Genomic DNA, 15,013 nt, shown 5'->3' with positions numbered 1-15,013 from the left:
ACCCCAGCCCTCTCCCAGCCGGGAGAGGGAGCGCGTGCCGCCTGTCATCTGCGGACCGACTGCGTCATCCCAGCTCGAAGGTCGAGATGCCGTAGGTCCGGGACAGGGGCAGGTCGGGCGCCTCGCCGCGATACATCCGGGCGGTTTCGAAGACCGGCGACAGGCCGTGGCGGGCGGCGAGTCTGATCGCGGCTTCGTTCGGCTCGGGCAGGTCGAGAAAGATTTCGGCGCCCCCGGCCCGCGCGGTCAGCGCGCGAAATAGCAAGTCGGCCTCGCGCTCGCCCTCGGCGAAGAGCGGCCCGATCTTGAAGCCGCTGCGGCAGGCGCGCAGGACACCATAGCCCTTGACAGCGCCTTCCTCGACGAAGGCGAGGGCCTTGCGCGCGTCGTCCTTAAGCCAGCAGCGCAGAAAAGTGTCGCGCGCGGCGGGGAAGAAGTCCCGGTCATAGGCGAGAACGGCCTCGACGAGGGCGGCATCGACCGGCCGGATGCGCGGGTCGTCGGGCGCATCCACCTGCGCCGCGCCGCCGAAACGCACGTTGCGATGCGCCAACGCGAAGCCCGAGCGGGCATAATTCGCCTGCTGCGCGACGACGCCGTCGAGGCCGACGATGCGGCCTGTCAGGTGATCCATGCCGGCCTGCCAGAGCCGATAGCCAAAACCCCGACCACGCCATTCCGGACGCACGATGTAGAGGCCGAGAAAGCCGAACGTGTCGGCATAGCGCACGACCGAGATCGAGGCGACGGGCTCGTCGCCCGCAAAACCCATCAGGAAGCCCGCCGGATCGGCCGCGTGAAAGCACCCGGCATCGTCGAGCCCCGGATTCCAGCCCTCCGCCGCCGCCCACTCGACCGCCCGGTCGAGATCCGCGCGCGTCATCGCGCGGATGGTGAAATTGTCCGGCTCGGCATGGGCCATACTCGGCCTCGTCGGTCATCGTATCGGGAACGTTCGTTCAAGGATAGAACGGGCGCCACGCGAGGCAAGCGCGTTGCAGGATCGTGCATAGCGCTAGAGTTGTTTCCACTGACGTGGAATCATCTGTCATCTTTGGTTTTCCGCAACCGGATCCGCTTCGCCGAAAGATGCTCCAGCGAGCCTTATTCAAGCTCCGTGGACCCGTGCAGTCGTGCGGCCAGACGCTCGAGCCTTTTATCGCGGGTCCACAGGGATGATCCCGCCGTCAGCTTCGCCGAAGCGAGAAGATGGGCATCGATGAGGCCGATGCCGGTGCCATGGAGGGTTTCCGCTTCGATGAGACTCAAGACTTCCTGGTCCGTTGCCATTTCCGCCCGAGGCAATTGTCCGAGCAGTTCAAGAATGGTTTGTCGGTTCCGGAGGCTGCCGAGTGCAAGCTCGCCCAGCACGAAAGGATGCATGAGGACGCGGCCGGCTTCCAGGAGGCGGGCCAAGTTGTCGTCGCCCGTTTTGAGATGATCGATCCAGACGGAGGTGTCGACCAGGATCATGCGGGATCGGGCTGCCGCCGCGGGATGGGTCGCAGATCCGGCTCGCTGCCGCCGAGCTTGGCGAGGCGCCGCGCGCTTTCACGCTGAATCAAGGCTTCCAAAGCCTCTCGAACCAGGGCGGATTTCTCGCGCAGACCCGTCATCGCCTGCGCCTTCGCAACAAGACTGTCATCCAGGGCAATGGTCGTGCGCATGATCGGCCTCTCATCGGATAGGCACAGAACATCGCATCAAAAGATGACGAAAACAATGCCGGCGCATTCTCCCTCCCCCTGGTGGGGAGGGATAAAGGGTGGGGATGTAGGCGCCCAACCTTCAAAGGCTATCGCTCACACCCCCCTCCAACTCCTCCCCACAAGGGGGAGGAGGGCTTCGGTCGTGCCCTGATTGCCTTGGGCCAGCCTCTCAGGGCTGGAAGATCGTGACCCGCATCTGGGGCGTCGGACGCAATCCAAAAGAAAACGACCGGGAAGGGACCTGGCCGTTTGTGCCAGCCGTTTGCGCTTGTCGCTTACAGCCCAAGCTTCTTCTTGCGCTGGGCCAACGTGCGCAGGCGCAGCGCGTTGAGCTTGATGAAGCCTGCGGCGTCGCGGTGGTCGTAGGCGACGGCGCCTTCCTCGAAGGTGACGAGGTCCTGGTCGTAGAGCGAGTAGGGGCTTGTCCGGCCGATGATGTGGACGCCGCCCTTGTAGAGCTTGAGCTTCACGTCGCCGGCGACGAATTCCTGGGACTTGTCGATGAGCGACTGCAGCATCTCGCGCTCGGGGCTGAACCAGAAGCCGTTATAGATGAGCTCGGCATATTTCGGCATCAGCTCGTCCTTCAGATGCGCCGCGCCGCGGTCGAGGGTGATCGACTCGATGCCGCGATGGGCGAGATGAAGGATCGTGCCGCCGGGGGTCTCGTACATGCCGCGGCTCTTCATGCCGACGAAGCGGTTCTCGACGAGGTCGAGGCGGCCGATGCCGTTGATCTTGCCCAGTTCGTTGAGCTTTGCCAGCAGGTCAGCCGGGCCGAGCTTCTTGCCGTCGATGGCGACCGGGTCGCCCTTCTCGAAGGTGATCGTGATCACGGTCGGCGTGTCGGGCGCGCTCTCGGGGCCGTCGGTGCGGGAATAGACGTAGTCCGGAACCTCGGCCGCCGGATCTTCCAGCACCTTGCCCTCGGAGGAGGCGTGCAGGAGGTTGGCGTCGACGGAGAACGGCGCCTCGCCACGCTTGTCCTTGGCGATCGGGATCTGGTTCTGCTCGGCAAACGCGATGAGCTGCTCGCGGGAGCGCAGGTCCCATTCGCGCCAGGGCGCGATCACGGTCACGTCGGGCTTCAGCGCGTAATAGCCGAGCTCGAAGCGCACCTGGTCGTTGCCCTTGCCGGTCGCGCCGTGGGCGACCGCGTCGGCGCCGACCTTTTCCGCGATCTCGATCTGCTTCTTGGCGATCAGCGGCCGGGCGATGGAGGTGCCGAGCAGATAGAGGCCCTCGTATTGCGCGTTGGCGCGGAACATCGGGAACACGTAGTCGCGCACGAACTCGTCGCGCAAATCCTCGATGAAGATGTTCTCCGGCTTGATGCCCAGAAGCTCGGCCTTCTTGCGCGCCGGCTCCAGCTCCTCGCCCTGACCGAGATCGGCGGTGAAGGTCACCACCTCGCAGCCATAGGTGGTCTGCAGCCACTTGAGGATGATGGAGGTGTCGAGGCCGCCGGAATAGGCGAGCACGACCTTGTTCACGCGCTTCTCAGCCATAGCGAAGGGTTCCAGAGTGCAAGGGTTCAGGAATAGGATGCCTGCGACTTAAATCGGAAGCCTTGTCCGTGCAACGGGCATTTATCGGGGCGGCATGCTTCCTCTGCATTCCTGACCGGAATGCCGTGGACTGCCATAACCGAAGGGGATGCGGTACGCCCCCTGCCGGGGGAATAACGAGCCGGCTTAGGGAGGCGCAAGCCTTGCTGCCGGAACCGCCTGGCCTCAAGAGACGCTCATGATCCGTCAGCCCATTCTCGAATTCTGGTACGAATTCGCCTCGGCCTATTCCTATCTCGCCGCCATGCGCGTGGAGAAGGCGGCGCAGGCGGCGGGAATCCAGCTCCTGTGGCGCCCCTTCCTGCTCGGGCCGGTGTTCAAGGCCCAAGGGTGGGAGACCTCGCCGTTCGCGCTCCATCCCGACAAGGGCCGCTACATGTGGCGGGACATGGAGCGCGAGGCCGCCCGGCTCGGGCTGCCCTTCTACCGTCCCAAACCTTTCCCCAGAAGGGTGTCCTCGCCGCGCGCATCGCGCTGCTGGGGGCCGATCGCGGCTGGACGCCCGCCTTCACCCGGGCCGTCTATACGGCCGAGTTCGGCGAATGCCGGGACATCTCCGACCCGCAGGTCCTGAGCCCGATCCTGACGGATCTCGGCCTCGATCCGGAGGCGATCCTCGCGGAGGCGCTGACCGACTGCAACAAGATGCGCCTGCGCCGCATGGGCGAGGAGGTGCTCTCGCGCGGCATCTTCGGCGCGCCCACCTTCTTCACCGAGGACGGCGAGATGTTCTGGGGCAACGACCGCCTCGAACAGGCCCTCGACTGGGCGCTCGCCCAGGCCCGGCGCTCGGATTGGCCGGTTTGACGACCAAACCCTTGAAAGCCTTGTGATCCGAAGCCACTTGGGATAAAGAAACCCCCATCCGACAGGACATTGACGGTTTTCGATTGTCAGGGTGCGTGTTCCGCGCCCTCGCGGCGTCCCGAAAAAGTCTTGTCGGTACAGCGTTTTCATCCGTCGACGATACGCCGGCCCGCTCTCGAGAGCGGCATGCCTCGGACATGGCCCTAAAGGGGCGTCCTCGGGCAGCGGCGGATGGGAACGGCCCGTTAACACGAGCCGCCGGCGTTGCCCCTTGAACGAGGGCCATTCAGGAGAACCTATGTCTGCAGCTTTGCAACAGCCGAGTCGTGAAGATTTCGCGGCCCTGCTCGAAGAATCCTTCCGCACGAACGAGATCAGCGAAGGCTCGGTCGTGAAGGGCAAGGTGGTCGCGATCGAAAAGGACGTCGCGGTCATCGATATCGGCGCCAAGACCGAAGGTCGCGTCGCCCTGAAAGAATTTGCCGGCCCGAACCGCGACCAGACGGTTGTCGTCGGCGACGAGGTCGAGGTCTATGTCGAGCGCATCGAGAATGCGCTGGGCGAGGCCGTCATCTCCCGTGACAAGGCCCGCCGCGAAGAGTCGTGGGTGAAGCTCGAGAAGGCCTTCGAGGCCCAGGAGCGCGTCAACGGCACCATCTTCAACCAGGTGAAGGGCGGCTACACCGTCGACCTCGACGGCGCCGTGGCGTTCCTGCCGCGCTCCCAGGTCGACATCCGCCCGGTCCGCGACGTCACCCCGCTGATGGGCGTGGCTCAGCCGTTCCAGATCCTCAAGATGGACCGCCGCCGCGGCAACATCGTCGTGTCGCGCCGCACGGTTCTCGAAGAGAGCCGCGCCGAGCAGCGCTCCGAGCTCGTGGCCAACCTCGAAGAGGGTCAGGTCATCGACGGCGTGGTCAAGAACATCACCGAATACGGTGCGTTCGTTGATCTCGGCGGCATCGACGGCCTGCTGCACGTCACCGACATGGCATGGCGCCGCGTCAACCATCCGTCCGAGGTCGTAACCATCGGCCAGACGGTCAAGGTGAAGATCATCAAGATCAACCACGAGACGCACCGCATCTCGCTCGGCATCAAGCAGCTGCTCGCCGATCCGTGGGAGGGCATCGCCGCCCGCTACCCGGTCCAGGCGAAGCTCAAGGGCCGCGTCACGAACATCACCGATTACGGTGCGTTCGTCGAGCTCGAGCCGGGCATCGAAGGCCTGATCCACGTCTCCGAGATGTCCTGGACGAAGAAGAACGTCCATCCGGGCAAGATCATCTCCACCTCGCAGGAGGTTGAGGTCGTGATCCTCGAGGTCGATCAGGTGAAGCGCCGCATCTCGCTGGGCCTGAAGCAGACGCTCCAGAACCCGTGGGAGGCCTTCGCCGAGAAGCACCCTGTCGGCACCGTCGTCGAGGGCGAGGTGAAGAACAAGACCGAGTTCGGTCTCTTCATCGGCCTCGAGAACGACGTCGACGGCATGGTCCATCTCTCAGACCTCGACTGGAACCGTCCGGGCGAGCAGGTCATCGACGACTTCAAGAAGGGCGATGTCGTGCGCGCCCAGGTTCTCGACGTGGACGTCGAGAAGGAGCGCATCTCGCTCGGCATCAAGCAGCTGGCCGGCGACCCCTTCGCCGAGGCCGGCGAGCTGAAGAAGGGCCAGATCGTCACCTGCGAGGTTCTCGAGGTGAAGGACGGCGGCCTGGAAGTGAAGATCGTCGATACCGACCTCTCCACCTTCATCAAGCGCAACGAGCTTGCTCGTGACCGCGCCGACCAGCGCCCCGAGCGCTTCGCCGCCGGCGAGAAGCTCGATGCCCGCGTCACGCAGTTCGACCGCAAGGCCCGCCGCGTCACCGTCTCCATCAAGGCCCTCGAGGTCGCCGAGGAGAAGGAAGCCATGGCTCAGTACGGCTCGGCCGATTCGGGTGCGTCGCTCGGCGACATCCTCGGCGCCGCCCTGAAGGCCAAGGACAAGAAGTAATCGGGCTCTGAACGTCAGAGTTTGATGGATCCCCGGGCTCCGGCCCGGGGATTTTTTATTTCAGGAAACCCGCGCGAGCGATCATGCGGGTTTTTTGTTGGCCGGCTCGCTTGCTGCCCTATCTGCCTTCTCGCCAAAGCATTTTCCCAGGCGATGGGGATTCCGATGCGCCGCCTGGAAAATGCATTCAAACCAATCTAGGGTGCTGCCCCTCGCATCCGACTTGGAACCAGCAAAAGACGAACCCGAGAGATCCGCCGATGTCCATCGATGCCGAAGCCATCGCCGACCGCCGCCGCCTGCGCCGCAAGCTCTCCTTCTGGCGGGTGCTGGGGTTCTCCGGCCTCATCGCCGCCGTGGCCGCGCTGGGCTATGCTGCCGCGGACCGGGCGGGATACGGCGCGATCCAGAACCAGATCGCGCGAATCTCCGTCGACGGCGTGATCACCGGCAACCAGCGCCTCGCGGACCTGATGCAGCGCGTGGGCGATTCGAGCGCGGTCTCCGGCGTCGTGATTTCCATCAACAGTCCCGGCGGCACCACGACGGGATCCGAAGAGATCTACCGCAACATCCGCAGGCTTGCCGAGAAGAAGCCGGTGGTCACCTTCGTCGACGGCACGGCGGCCTCTGGCGGCTACATCACGGCGATTGCGACCGATTACATCGTGGCGCGCGAAACCTCGCTCGTGGGCTCCATCGGCGTGCTCTTCCAATATCCCGACCTGTCCGGGCTCATGGGCCAGGTCGGCGTGAAGCTGGAGGAGGTGAAATCCTCGCCGCTCAAGGCGGAGCCGAGCCCCTTCAAGCCGACCTCGCCCGAGGCCCGCGCCGCCATGCAGGCCGTGGTCAACGACACCTATGACTGGTTCAAGGCCCTGGTGCGCGACCGCCGTCGCCTGAACGAGGGCGAGCTGAGTGCTGCCTCCACCGGCCAGGTCTTCAGCGGCCGTCAGGGCGTGCCCATGAAGCTCGTCGACAAGATCGGCGGCGAGCGCGATGCGGTCGCCTGGCTCGAGCAGACGAAGGGCGTGGCCAAGGACCTGCCGATTCGCGACTGGAAGCCGAGCAGCGACCGGGATTTTTCCATCTTCACCATGAGCGCGACATTGGCCGATCTCTTCGGTTTCGAGCGTGTGGCCGAAGGCTTACGCCGGGTATCGTCTCATGCGCAGATTGCACAACTTGACGGCCTCCTGGCTGTCTGGCAACCTTCGGAAAAATAAAGCAACGTCAAAGATATAGCCGCCCATGATCAAATCCGAACTGGTGCTCAAGATCGCCGAGCAGAATCCGCATCTCTACCAGCGCGATGTCGAGAAGATCGTGAATGCGATTCTCGACACCATCGGCGACGCGCTGGCCAGGGGCGACCGGGTCGAGCTGCGCGGCTTCGGGGCGTTCTCCGTGAAGAAGCGGGATGCCCGCACGGGCCGCAACCCGCGCACGGGTGCATCCGTTTCCATCTCCGAAAAGGTCGTTCCCGTGTTCAAGACGGGCAAGGAAATGCGACAGCGGCTCAACGCTCCGGCTCCGAAGGTGCTCAAGGCCGCGGCCGCCCAGTGATTCGTGAGAGGTGTCCGTGATTCGGTTTCTGAAGGCGCTTATTCTTTTGCCGGTGGCCATCCTGATCGTGCTGCTCGCCGTGGCGAACCGCGCGCCGGTGACCCTGTCGCTCGATCCGTTCTCCCAGGATGCACCGGAATTCGCGACGCAGCTTCCCCTCTTCGCGGTGATCTTCGCTGCCGTCATGCTCGGCGTGGTGATCGGCGGCGTGGCAAGCTGGCTCGCGCAGGGAAAGAACCGCAAGTCCCGCCGCGAGCTCAGGCGCGAGACGCGTCAGCTGCGCTATGAGACCGAGCGCCTGAAGGCGCAGAGCGCGCCGGGCACGACCCTGCCGGCAACGGTTCCGTCCTCCCAGAGCCAAGGCTTCTAAGAGAAGGCTTCCAAGACCCTGCCATGCGTGTCGTGACATCTGCCGAGATCGATCGGGTTCTGACCTTTCCTGCCCTGATCGAGGCTCTCGCCGAGGCCTTTTGCGGCGACATGGTCACGCCGGTGCGCCACCACCACGAGATCGAGCGGAAAGGGGCCCACGGCACCCTGCTGCTCATGCCGTCCTGGACGGGGCCCGCCATGCAGGACGGCTTTCTCGGCGTGAAGATCGTCACCGTCTTTCCGGAGAACGGCACCCGAAGCCTGCCCAGCGTGATGGGCTCCTACCTGCTCATGGACGGAACCACGGGCGCGCCGGTCGCCGTTCTCGACGGCGCGCGCCTCACCGTCTGGCGCACGGCCGCCGCCTCGGCGCTCGCGGCGCGCCATCTGGCGCGCGAGGACGCGAGCCGCATGGTGATGGTCGGCTCAGGCGCGCTCGCTCCCTTCCTGATCCGCGCCCATATGAGCCAGCGCCCGATCCGTGAGGTTGCGCTCTGGAACCACAAGGCTGAGAAGGCCGAAACGCTTGCCGCCGAGCTCAAGGCCGAGGGCCTGCCCGTCACCGCGGTGACGGATCTGGAGGCCGCCGTGCGCGCGGCCGATCTGGTCTCCTGCGCCACGCTTTCGAGCGCGCCCATCGTCAAGGGTGCCTGGCTGAAGCCGGGAGCGCATCTCGATCTCGTCGGCGCCTTCAATCTCAAGATGCGCGAGGCGGACGACGAGGCCCTGCTTCGCTCGCAGGTCTATATCGATACGCCCGCCGCCAAGGTCGAGGGCGGCGACGTGGCCGTGTCGCTCCAGGGCGGCGCCATCTCCGAGAGCCATGTGCGCGGCACGCTTGCCGACCTGTGCCGGACCCCGCCGCGCCGTGAGATTCAAGCCATCACCGCCTTCAAATCGGTCGGTGCCGCGCTGGAGGATCTGGCTGCGGCAATGCTCGTATGGCGCTCGCTGGCAAAAGCGTTGTAAAATACCCCTTATGGACAACCTGATTAAAATCTGTGGGCTCTCCACGCCCGAGACCCTCGACGTCGCCCTTGGAGCGGGCGCGGATCTCGTCGGCTTCGTGCGGTACCCTAAGAGCCCCCGTCACGTGAGCCTCGATCTCGGCCACCGTCTTTCCCTGCAGGCGAAGGGACGGGCGCAGCGCGTCGTTCTTCTGGTCAATCCCGGCGACGAGGACATCGCCCAGGCCATCGAGGCCATCAACCCTGACCTGATCCAGCTGCATGGAAGCGAGACGCCCGAGCGCGTGGCCGAGATCCGGTCGATGGTCAGGCGGCCGGTCATGAAGGCTTTCGGCATTGCGGAGCCTTCGGATCTCAAGGCGCTGACCCCCTATGCCGGTGGCGTCGACCGCATCCTGCTCGACGCCAAGCCGCCCCGCACGGCGAATGCCCTGCCCGGCGGCAACGGGCTCGCCTTCGACTGGCGGGTCCTGAACGGGCTTGACCCCAAGCTTTCCTTCATGTTGTCAGGGGGCCTCACTCCCGACAACGTGGCGGAGGCGATCCGACTTACCAAGTCGCAGGCCGTCGATGTGTCGACCGGGGTGGAAAGCGGACCGGGTCTCAAGGATCCGGCGCGGATCGAGGCCTTCATCAGGGCCGCCCGGACAGCATTCGCTGCTGCCCATCACTAACATCGGGGTGCGTCCCGCTTCCAGGGCGTGCCTTAAGATCTTCAAGGCAGGACAGGCCGTGTCAGCTCAAGCCCAACCCAATTCCTTCCGCACCGGTCCCGACGAGCGCGGGCATTTCGGCACCTTCGGCGGCCGCTTCGTCGCCGAGACCCTGATGCCGAACATCCTCGAGCTGGAAAAGGCCTATGAGGCGGCGAGGAACGATCCGTCCTTCCATGCCGACATGGCGAGCTACTCGACCCATTACATCGGCCGCCCGAGCCCGCTCTATTACGCGGAGCGCATGACCGAGCATCTCGGTGGCGCGAAAATCTACTTCAAGCGCGAAGAGCTGAACCATACCGGCGCGCACAAGGTGAACAACGTGCTCGGCCAGATCCTTCTCGCCCGCCGCATGGGCAAGAAGCGCATCATCGCCGAGACCGGCGCCGGCCAGCATGGCGTGGCCACCGCAACGCTCTGCGCGCGCTTCGGCCTCGACTGCGTGGTCTATATGGGCGCGGTCGACGTGGAACGGCAGAAGCCGAACGTGTTCCGGATGCACATGCTCGGCGCCAAGGTCGTGCCCGTGCAGTCCGGAACGAAGACCCTGAAAGACGCCATGAACGAGGCTCTGCGCGACTGGGTCACGAACGTCTCCGACACCTTCTACTGCATCGGCACGGTGGCGGGGCCGCATCCCTATCCGGCCATGGTGCGCGACTTCCAGTGCGTCATTGGCAACGAGACCCGCGAGCAGATGATGGAAGCCGAAGGCCGCCTGCCGGATTCGCTCGTCGCCTGCATCGGCGGCGGCTCCAACGCCATCGGCCTGTTCCACCCGTTCCTCGACGACAAGGACATCGAGATCTACGGCGTGGAAGCCGCCGGCCACGGCCTCGACAAGCTGCATGCGGCCTCGCTCTCCGGCGGCCGTCCGGGCGTACTGCACGGCAACCGCACCTATCTGCTCATGGACCATGACGGGCAGATCCAAGACGCCCATTCCATCTCCGCCGGCCTCGATTATCCCGGCATCGGCCCGGAGCATGCCTGGCTGCACGAGATGGGCCGCGTGACATACCTCTCCGCCACCGACACGGAGGCGCTGGAAGCCTTCCAGCTCTGCTCTCGCCTCGAGGGCATCCTGCCAGCGCTCGAGCCCAGCCATGCGCTCGCCAAGGTGATGGAGCTCGCGCCGAAGAAGCCGAAGGATCACCTGATGGTGGTCAACATCAGCGGCCGCGGCGACAAGGACCTGTTCCAGATCGCCGAGCATCTGGGCGACCAGATCGTTTAAAACTGCCCGGTGTCATCCCCGGCGGCCGAAGGCCGGGAAGGGGATCCACGATCAGACGCAGCGGTATGGATTCCCTTCCCCTCCGCTGCGCTTCGGCCGGGAATGACATTCGTGTTCATTCTCATCTCCCCATGCTAAAGACCCGCCCATGACCCAACGCATCGAAGCCCGCTTCCAACAATGCCGCGCGGAAGGCCGCGCCGCGCTCGTCACCTATGTGATGGCCGGCGACCCGGATCCGGAGACGTCGCTCGAGATCCTGAAGAGCCTGCCGAAGGCCGGGGCCGACATCGTCGAGTTCGGGCTGCCCTTCACCGATCCCATGGCCGACGGCCCGGCGATCCAGGCGGCGGGCCTGCGGGCCCTGAAGATGGGCCAGGACACGGTCAAGACCCTCGACCTGGTCCGCCGCTTCCGGGCCGGGGACCAGGACACGCCCGTGATCCTCATGGGCTATTTCAACCCGATCTATGTCTACGGCGTCGACCGCTTCCTTGCCGATGCGAAAGAGGCGGGCGTCGACGGCCTGATCGTCGTCGACCTGCCGCCGGAGGAGGATGACGAGCTCTGCCTGCCGGCCCTCAAGGCAGGCCTTGCCTTCATTCGGCTGGCCACCCCGACGACCGACGACAAGCGCCTGCCGGCGGTGCTCGCGAACACGGCGGGCTTCGTCTATTACGTCTCGATCACCGGCATCACAGGCGCCGCGACGCCGGATTTCGGCAAGGTCGCGACGGCCGTGGAGCGGATCAAGCGCCACACGCCGCTTCCCGTCGTGGTCGGCTTCGGCGTGAAGAGCGGGGCGCATGCGGCTTCGGTGGCTAAAGGAGCCGACGGCGTGGTGGTGGGCTCGGCGATCATCGACGCCCTGAAAAACACCCTCGATGCCGAGGATCGCGCAACGGCAGGTTCGGTCGCGGCGGTGACGAAGCTGGTGAAGGAACTGAGCGACGGCGTGCGCTCGGTGGCAAAACGCGCCGCGGCCTAATACATAGAGCAAGGCCCCTCATCCTGAGGAGCAGCCTTAAGGCTGCGTCTCGAAGGAGGGTCCAGAGAGCACTGGAGACGCCCTGATCCTTCGAGACGGCGCTGACGCGCCTCCTCAGGATGAGGGCTTCCGGGACGCTCCTGACAGAGAAGGATAAGCGATGAACTGGATTTCCGAAGTCGTCCGTCCGAAGATCAAGACGCTCTTCAAGCGCGAGGCGCCGGACAATCTGTGGATCAAGTGCCCGGAGACGGGGCAGGTGGTGTTCCACAAGGATGTGGAGGCGAACCAGTGGGTGATCCCCGGTTCCAACCACCACATGCGCATCTCCGCCACCCAGCGCCTGCAGCTCATGTTCGACAACGGCACCTGGCTCGACGTGGCCCTGCCCGAGGTCGCCGTCGATCCGTTGAAATTCCGGGACGAGAAGAAATACATCGACCGCTTGAAGGATGCCCGCACCAAGACCGGCCAGCAGGATGCGTTCAAGGTCGGCTTCGGCCGGGTCGAGGAACTGCCGATGACCGTCGCCGTGCAGGATTTCGGCTTCATGGGCGGGTCGCTCGGCATGGCGGCGGGCGAGGCCTTCATCAAGGGCGCGGAAACGGCGCTCGACAAGAAGACCCCCTTCGTGCTCTTCGCCGGCTCCGGCGGCGCGCGCATGCAGGAGGGCATCCTCTCCCTGATGCAGATGCCGCGCACCACGGTGGCGATCCGCCGCCTGCGCGATGCGAAGCTGCCCTATATCGTCGTGCTCACCAACCCGACCACGGGCGGCGTGACCGCGTCCTATGCCATGCTCGGCGACGTGCATCTGGCCGAGCCCGGCGCGCTCATCGGCTTTGCCGGCCCGCGCGTGATCGAGCAGACCATCCGCGAGAAGCTGCCCGACGGCTTCCAGCGCGCCGAATACCTGAAGGAGCACGGCATGGTCGATGCGGTGGTGCACCGGCACGACCTGAAAGCGACGGTCGCCCGCCTGTCGCGCCTCTTCACCAAGGCACCGTCGGTCCATATTCCTGCGACCCCGGTCGGCCCTGACGTGACGGCCGCTGCGGCCGAGTAAGAACGAGTAAGAAAGAGCAGGGCGATGGATTCCTCCGATGCGCTGATCGCGCGCTTTCTCGCCCTGCATCCGAAGACCATCGATCTCTCGCTCGGGCGCATCCAGCGGCTTCTGGGTCAGCTCGGCCATCCCGAGCGCCGCCTGCCGCCCACGATCCATGTGGCGGGCACCAACGGCAAGGGCTCGACCATCGCCTTCATGCGGGCGATCCTGGAGAGCGCGGGGCTTGCCGTCCATGTCTATACCTCGCCCCATCTCGTGCGCTTCCACGAGCGCATCCGGCTAGGGCGGATCGGCGGCGGGCGCTATGTGACTGAGGAGAGGCTTGTCGAGGCCTTCCGGCGCTGCGAGGCGGTGAATGCGGGCGAGCCGATCACCGTGTTCGAGATCACGACCGCGGCCGCCCTGCTGCTCTTCTCGGAGGAGCCTGCCGACGTGCTCCTGCTCGAAGTCGGCTTGGGGGGCCGCTTCGACGCCACCAACGTCATCGACAGCCCGGCCGCCGCAATCGTCACGCCCATCGGTCACGACCACGCGGAATATCTCGGCACCACGCTTCATGCCATCGCCGGGGAGAAGGCCGGCATCTTCAAGCGCGGCTGCCCGGCCGTCATCGCGCCGCAGGATTACATCGAGGCCGACCAGACCCTGTTCGCCGAAGCCGAGCGCATCGGCGCCGCGCCGATCCTCGTGGGCCAGCAGGATTTCTCCGTGCACGAGGAAGGCGGACGCCTCGTCTACCAGGACGAGAACGGTCTCCTCGATCTGCCGCGCCCAAAACTCTTCGGGCGGCATCAATACGTCAATGCCGGGACGGCGATCGCAGCCCTGCGCGCGGCCGGCTTCGAGCAATTCGAAACCTCGGCCTTCGAGGCGGGCGTCACCCGGGCCGAATGGCCGGGCCGCCTGCAGCGGCTCAACCGGGGTCGCCTGCCGGAGATCGCGCCGAAGGATTGCGAGATCTGGCTCGACGGCGGCCACAACCCCGATGGCGGCCGGGTGCTTGCCGCCGCCATGGCCGACCAGAGCGAACGCTCGGACGCGCCTCTCGTGCTCATCGCCGGCATGCTCGGCACGAAGGACAGCCAGGCCTTCTTCAAGAATTTCGCCGGCCTCGCGCGCGAGGTGATCGCCGTGCCGATCGCCGGCCAGATCGCTGCGCGCCCGGCAGACGAGGTCGCGTCTATCGCGGCCAGTGTCGGGCTCACCACCTCGACTGCGCCGAGCGTCGAATCGGCACTCGCGGCGCTTCACAACTACGTCTGGGACCGCCCGCCCCGCGTGCTGATCTGCGGCTCGCTCTACCTCGCCGGCGAAGTCCTGGCGGCGAACGGGACATTGCCGGAGTAAAACCAAAGCGGTCATCCCGGACGGCGAAGCCGATCCGGGATCGTCGCCCGAATAGAGCGACTGAACCTCAACGCTGTCATTCCCGCGGAGGCGGACCCGAAGGGCCGCGCCGCAGGTGTGGAAATCTATAACCGCTGACTGTGCCTTGCTTGACCAACGTCGTGGTTATGGATTCCGGACTCCGCTACGCGGCTCCGGGATGACAGTGCCATATCCTGCACCCGATCCCGGATCTCGCTTCGCTCGTCCGGGATGACGGCCCAAAAAGAAAAGGGGCCTTTCGGCCCCTTCGCATCGCTTCACAATCGGCTGGCCTTATGCCGAAGCCTGGATCCAGCGGGAGAGCTCGCCCTTGGGGGCGGCGCCGACCTTCTGGGCGACGACCTTGCCGTCCTTGAACAGCATCAGCGCCGGGATCGAGCGGATGCCGAGCTGGGACGAGACCTGCGGGTTCTCGTCGACGTTGAGCTTGGCGATCTTCACCTTGCCTGCCATCTCGTCGGAAATCTCTTCCAGCGCCGGGCCGATCATGCGGCAGGGACCGCACCACTCGGCCCAGAAATCGACCACGACGGGCTCGGAGGATTGCAGGACGTCCTGCGCGAAGCTTGAGTCGGTCACCTTAACGGTCGCCATACCATCACCTTTGACGTTGCACGCGACTCGAGGT

At 65.4% G+C, this 15,013-nt stretch carries 15 protein-coding genes and 1 pseudogene; 11 read left to right on the top strand and 5 right to left on the bottom strand.

Features of this window, described 5'->3' with window-relative positions; translation table 11 throughout:
• Nucleotides 1-64: 64 nt before the first annotated feature.
• From BB934_RS11525 to BB934_RS11510, 4 genes are all read right to left on the bottom strand, one after another.
• On the bottom strand, nucleotides 65-922 hold the full coding sequence (locus BB934_RS11525) for a GNAT family N-acetyltransferase (RefSeq protein ID WP_099509758.1): 858 nt from the start codon (nucleotides 920-922) through the stop codon (nucleotides 65-67).
• A 182-nt stretch (nucleotides 923-1,104) separates the two neighbouring features.
• Nucleotides 1,105-1,473 (bottom strand): type II toxin-antitoxin system VapC family toxin, encoded by a 369-nt coding sequence (locus BB934_RS11520; protein ID WP_099509757.1) that lies wholly within the window; start codon nucleotides 1,471-1,473, stop codon nucleotides 1,105-1,107.
• Complete coding sequence (locus BB934_RS11515; RefSeq protein ID WP_099509756.1) at nucleotides 1,470-1,667, bottom strand: type II toxin-antitoxin system VapB family antitoxin; 198 nt, start codon at nucleotides 1,665-1,667, stop codon at nucleotides 1,470-1,472. Before BB934_RS11515 ends, BB934_RS11520 begins: the two co-directional genes overlap by 4 nt.
• A gap of 317 nt (nucleotides 1,668-1,984) precedes the next feature.
• The gene (locus BB934_RS11510; RefSeq protein WP_099509755.1) at nucleotides 1,985-3,217 is read right to left on the bottom strand and encodes an argininosuccinate synthase; all 1,233 of its coding nucleotides are present in this window, start codon (nucleotides 3,215-3,217) and stop codon (nucleotides 1,985-1,987) included.
• 238 nt (nucleotides 3,218-3,455) lie between these two features.
• On the opposite strand from BB934_RS11510, the pseudogene BB934_RS11505 reads away from it, so the two are divergent.
• The 11 genes and pseudogenes from BB934_RS11505 to BB934_RS11455 all read left to right on the top strand — a co-directional run bounded on the left by BB934_RS11505 (nucleotide 3,456) and on the right by BB934_RS11455 (nucleotide 14,343).
• A pseudogene (locus BB934_RS11505) lies at nucleotides 3,456-4,084 on the top strand (DsbA family protein).
• Nucleotides 4,085-4,382: 298 nt separating this feature from the next.
• Nucleotides 4,383-6,080 carry a 30S ribosomal protein S1 gene (gene rpsA / locus BB934_RS11500; RefSeq protein WP_099509754.1) on the top strand — a complete coding sequence of 566 codons (1,698 nt, stop codon included), beginning with the start codon at nucleotides 4,383-4,385 and terminating at the stop codon, nucleotides 6,078-6,080.
• 260 nt (nucleotides 6,081-6,340) lie between these two features.
• Nucleotides 6,341-7,306 (top strand): signal peptide peptidase SppA, encoded by a 966-nt coding sequence (gene sppA / locus BB934_RS11495; RefSeq protein WP_099509753.1) that lies wholly within the window; start codon nucleotides 6,341-6,343, stop codon nucleotides 7,304-7,306.
• A 25-nt stretch (nucleotides 7,307-7,331) separates the two neighbouring features.
• Entirely contained in the window at nucleotides 7,332-7,646 is a 315-nt protein-coding gene (ihfB, locus tag BB934_RS11490; RefSeq protein ID WP_099509752.1) for an integration host factor subunit beta, read from the top strand.
• Nucleotides 7,647-7,662: 16 nt separating this feature from the next.
• On the top strand, nucleotides 7,663-8,016 hold the full coding sequence (locus BB934_RS11485) for a LapA family protein (RefSeq protein ID WP_099509751.1): 354 nt from the start codon (nucleotides 7,663-7,665) through the stop codon (nucleotides 8,014-8,016).
• A 23-nt stretch (nucleotides 8,017-8,039) separates the two neighbouring features.
• Nucleotides 8,040-8,987, top strand: coding sequence for a bifunctional Delta(1)-pyrroline-2-carboxylate/Delta(1)-piperideine-2-carboxylate reductase (lhpI, locus tag BB934_RS11480; RefSeq protein WP_099509750.1), 948 nt, complete (start codon nucleotides 8,040-8,042; stop codon nucleotides 8,985-8,987).
• A gap of 10 nt (nucleotides 8,988-8,997) precedes the next feature.
• Nucleotides 8,998-9,660, top strand: coding sequence for a phosphoribosylanthranilate isomerase (locus BB934_RS11475; RefSeq protein WP_099509749.1), 663 nt, complete (start codon nucleotides 8,998-9,000; stop codon nucleotides 9,658-9,660).
• A 58-nt stretch (nucleotides 9,661-9,718) separates the two neighbouring features.
• Nucleotides 9,719-10,939 (top strand): tryptophan synthase subunit beta, encoded by a 1,221-nt coding sequence (gene trpB / locus BB934_RS11470; RefSeq protein ID WP_099509748.1) that lies wholly within the window; start codon nucleotides 9,719-9,721, stop codon nucleotides 10,937-10,939.
• Between the two features lie 148 nt (nucleotides 10,940-11,087).
• Nucleotides 11,088-11,927: a tryptophan synthase subunit alpha gene (trpA, locus tag BB934_RS11465; RefSeq protein ID WP_099509747.1), complete on the top strand. Its 840-nt coding sequence runs from the start codon at nucleotides 11,088-11,090 to the stop codon at nucleotides 11,925-11,927.
• 160 nt (nucleotides 11,928-12,087) lie between these two features.
• The gene (accD, locus tag BB934_RS11460) at nucleotides 12,088-12,993 is read left to right on the top strand and encodes an acetyl-CoA carboxylase, carboxyltransferase subunit beta (protein WP_099509746.1); all 906 of its coding nucleotides are present in this window, start codon (nucleotides 12,088-12,090) and stop codon (nucleotides 12,991-12,993) included.
• A 24-nt stretch (nucleotides 12,994-13,017) separates the two neighbouring features.
• Nucleotides 13,018-14,343 carry a bifunctional folylpolyglutamate synthase/dihydrofolate synthase gene (locus BB934_RS11455; protein WP_099509745.1) on the top strand — a complete coding sequence of 442 codons (1,326 nt, stop codon included), beginning with the start codon at nucleotides 13,018-13,020 and terminating at the stop codon, nucleotides 14,341-14,343.
• A gap of 315 nt (nucleotides 14,344-14,658) precedes the next feature.
• Here the strand turns inward: BB934_RS11455 and trxA are convergent, their stop codons facing one another.
• The gene (trxA, locus tag BB934_RS11450) at nucleotides 14,659-14,979 is read right to left on the bottom strand and encodes a thioredoxin (RefSeq protein ID WP_099509744.1); all 321 of its coding nucleotides are present in this window, start codon (nucleotides 14,977-14,979) and stop codon (nucleotides 14,659-14,661) included.
• Nucleotides 14,980-15,013 lie beyond the last annotated feature (34 nt).

This window comes from Microvirga ossetica, from assembly GCF_002741015.1.
Lineage (GTDB): Bacteria > Pseudomonadota > Alphaproteobacteria > Rhizobiales > Beijerinckiaceae > Microvirga > Microvirga ossetica.
This window is presented reverse-complemented; position numbering and strand designations above follow the sequence as displayed.

Excerpts from the sequence above, each read along its gene's own strand:
- BB934_RS11525 (WP_099509758.1), bottom strand. The coding sequence starts at position 922 with ATGGCCCATGCCGAGCCGGACAATTTCACCATCCGCGCGATGACGCGC.
- BB934_RS11520 (WP_099509757.1), bottom strand. The coding sequence starts at position 1,473 with ATGATCCTGGTCGACACCTCCGTCTGGATCGATCATCTCAAAACGGGC.
- BB934_RS11515 (WP_099509756.1), bottom strand. The coding sequence starts at position 1,667 with ATGCGCACGACCATTGCCCTGGATGACAGTCTTGTTGCGAAGGCGCAG.
- BB934_RS11510 (WP_099509755.1), bottom strand. The coding sequence starts at position 3,217 with ATGGCTGAGAAGCGCGTGAACAAGGTCGTGCTCGCCTATTCCGGCGGC.
- rpsA (WP_099509754.1), top strand. The coding sequence starts at position 4,383 with ATGTCTGCAGCTTTGCAACAGCCGAGTCGTGAAGATTTCGCGGCCCTG.
- sppA (WP_099509753.1), top strand. The coding sequence starts at position 6,341 with ATGTCCATCGATGCCGAAGCCATCGCCGACCGCCGCCGCCTGCGCCGC.
- ihfB (WP_099509752.1), top strand. The coding sequence starts at position 7,332 with ATGATCAAATCCGAACTGGTGCTCAAGATCGCCGAGCAGAATCCGCAT.
- lhpI (WP_099509750.1), top strand. The coding sequence starts at position 8,040 with ATGCGTGTCGTGACATCTGCCGAGATCGATCGGGTTCTGACCTTTCCT.
- BB934_RS11475 (WP_099509749.1), top strand. The coding sequence starts at position 8,998 with ATGGACAACCTGATTAAAATCTGTGGGCTCTCCACGCCCGAGACCCTC.
- trpA (WP_099509747.1), top strand. The coding sequence starts at position 11,088 with ATGACCCAACGCATCGAAGCCCGCTTCCAACAATGCCGCGCGGAAGGC.
- accD (WP_099509746.1), top strand. The coding sequence starts at position 12,088 with ATGAACTGGATTTCCGAAGTCGTCCGTCCGAAGATCAAGACGCTCTTC.
- BB934_RS11455 (WP_099509745.1), top strand. The coding sequence starts at position 13,018 with ATGGATTCCTCCGATGCGCTGATCGCGCGCTTTCTCGCCCTGCATCCG.
- trxA (WP_099509744.1), bottom strand. The coding sequence starts at position 14,979 with ATGGCGACCGTTAAGGTGACCGACTCAAGCTTCGCGCAGGACGTCCTG.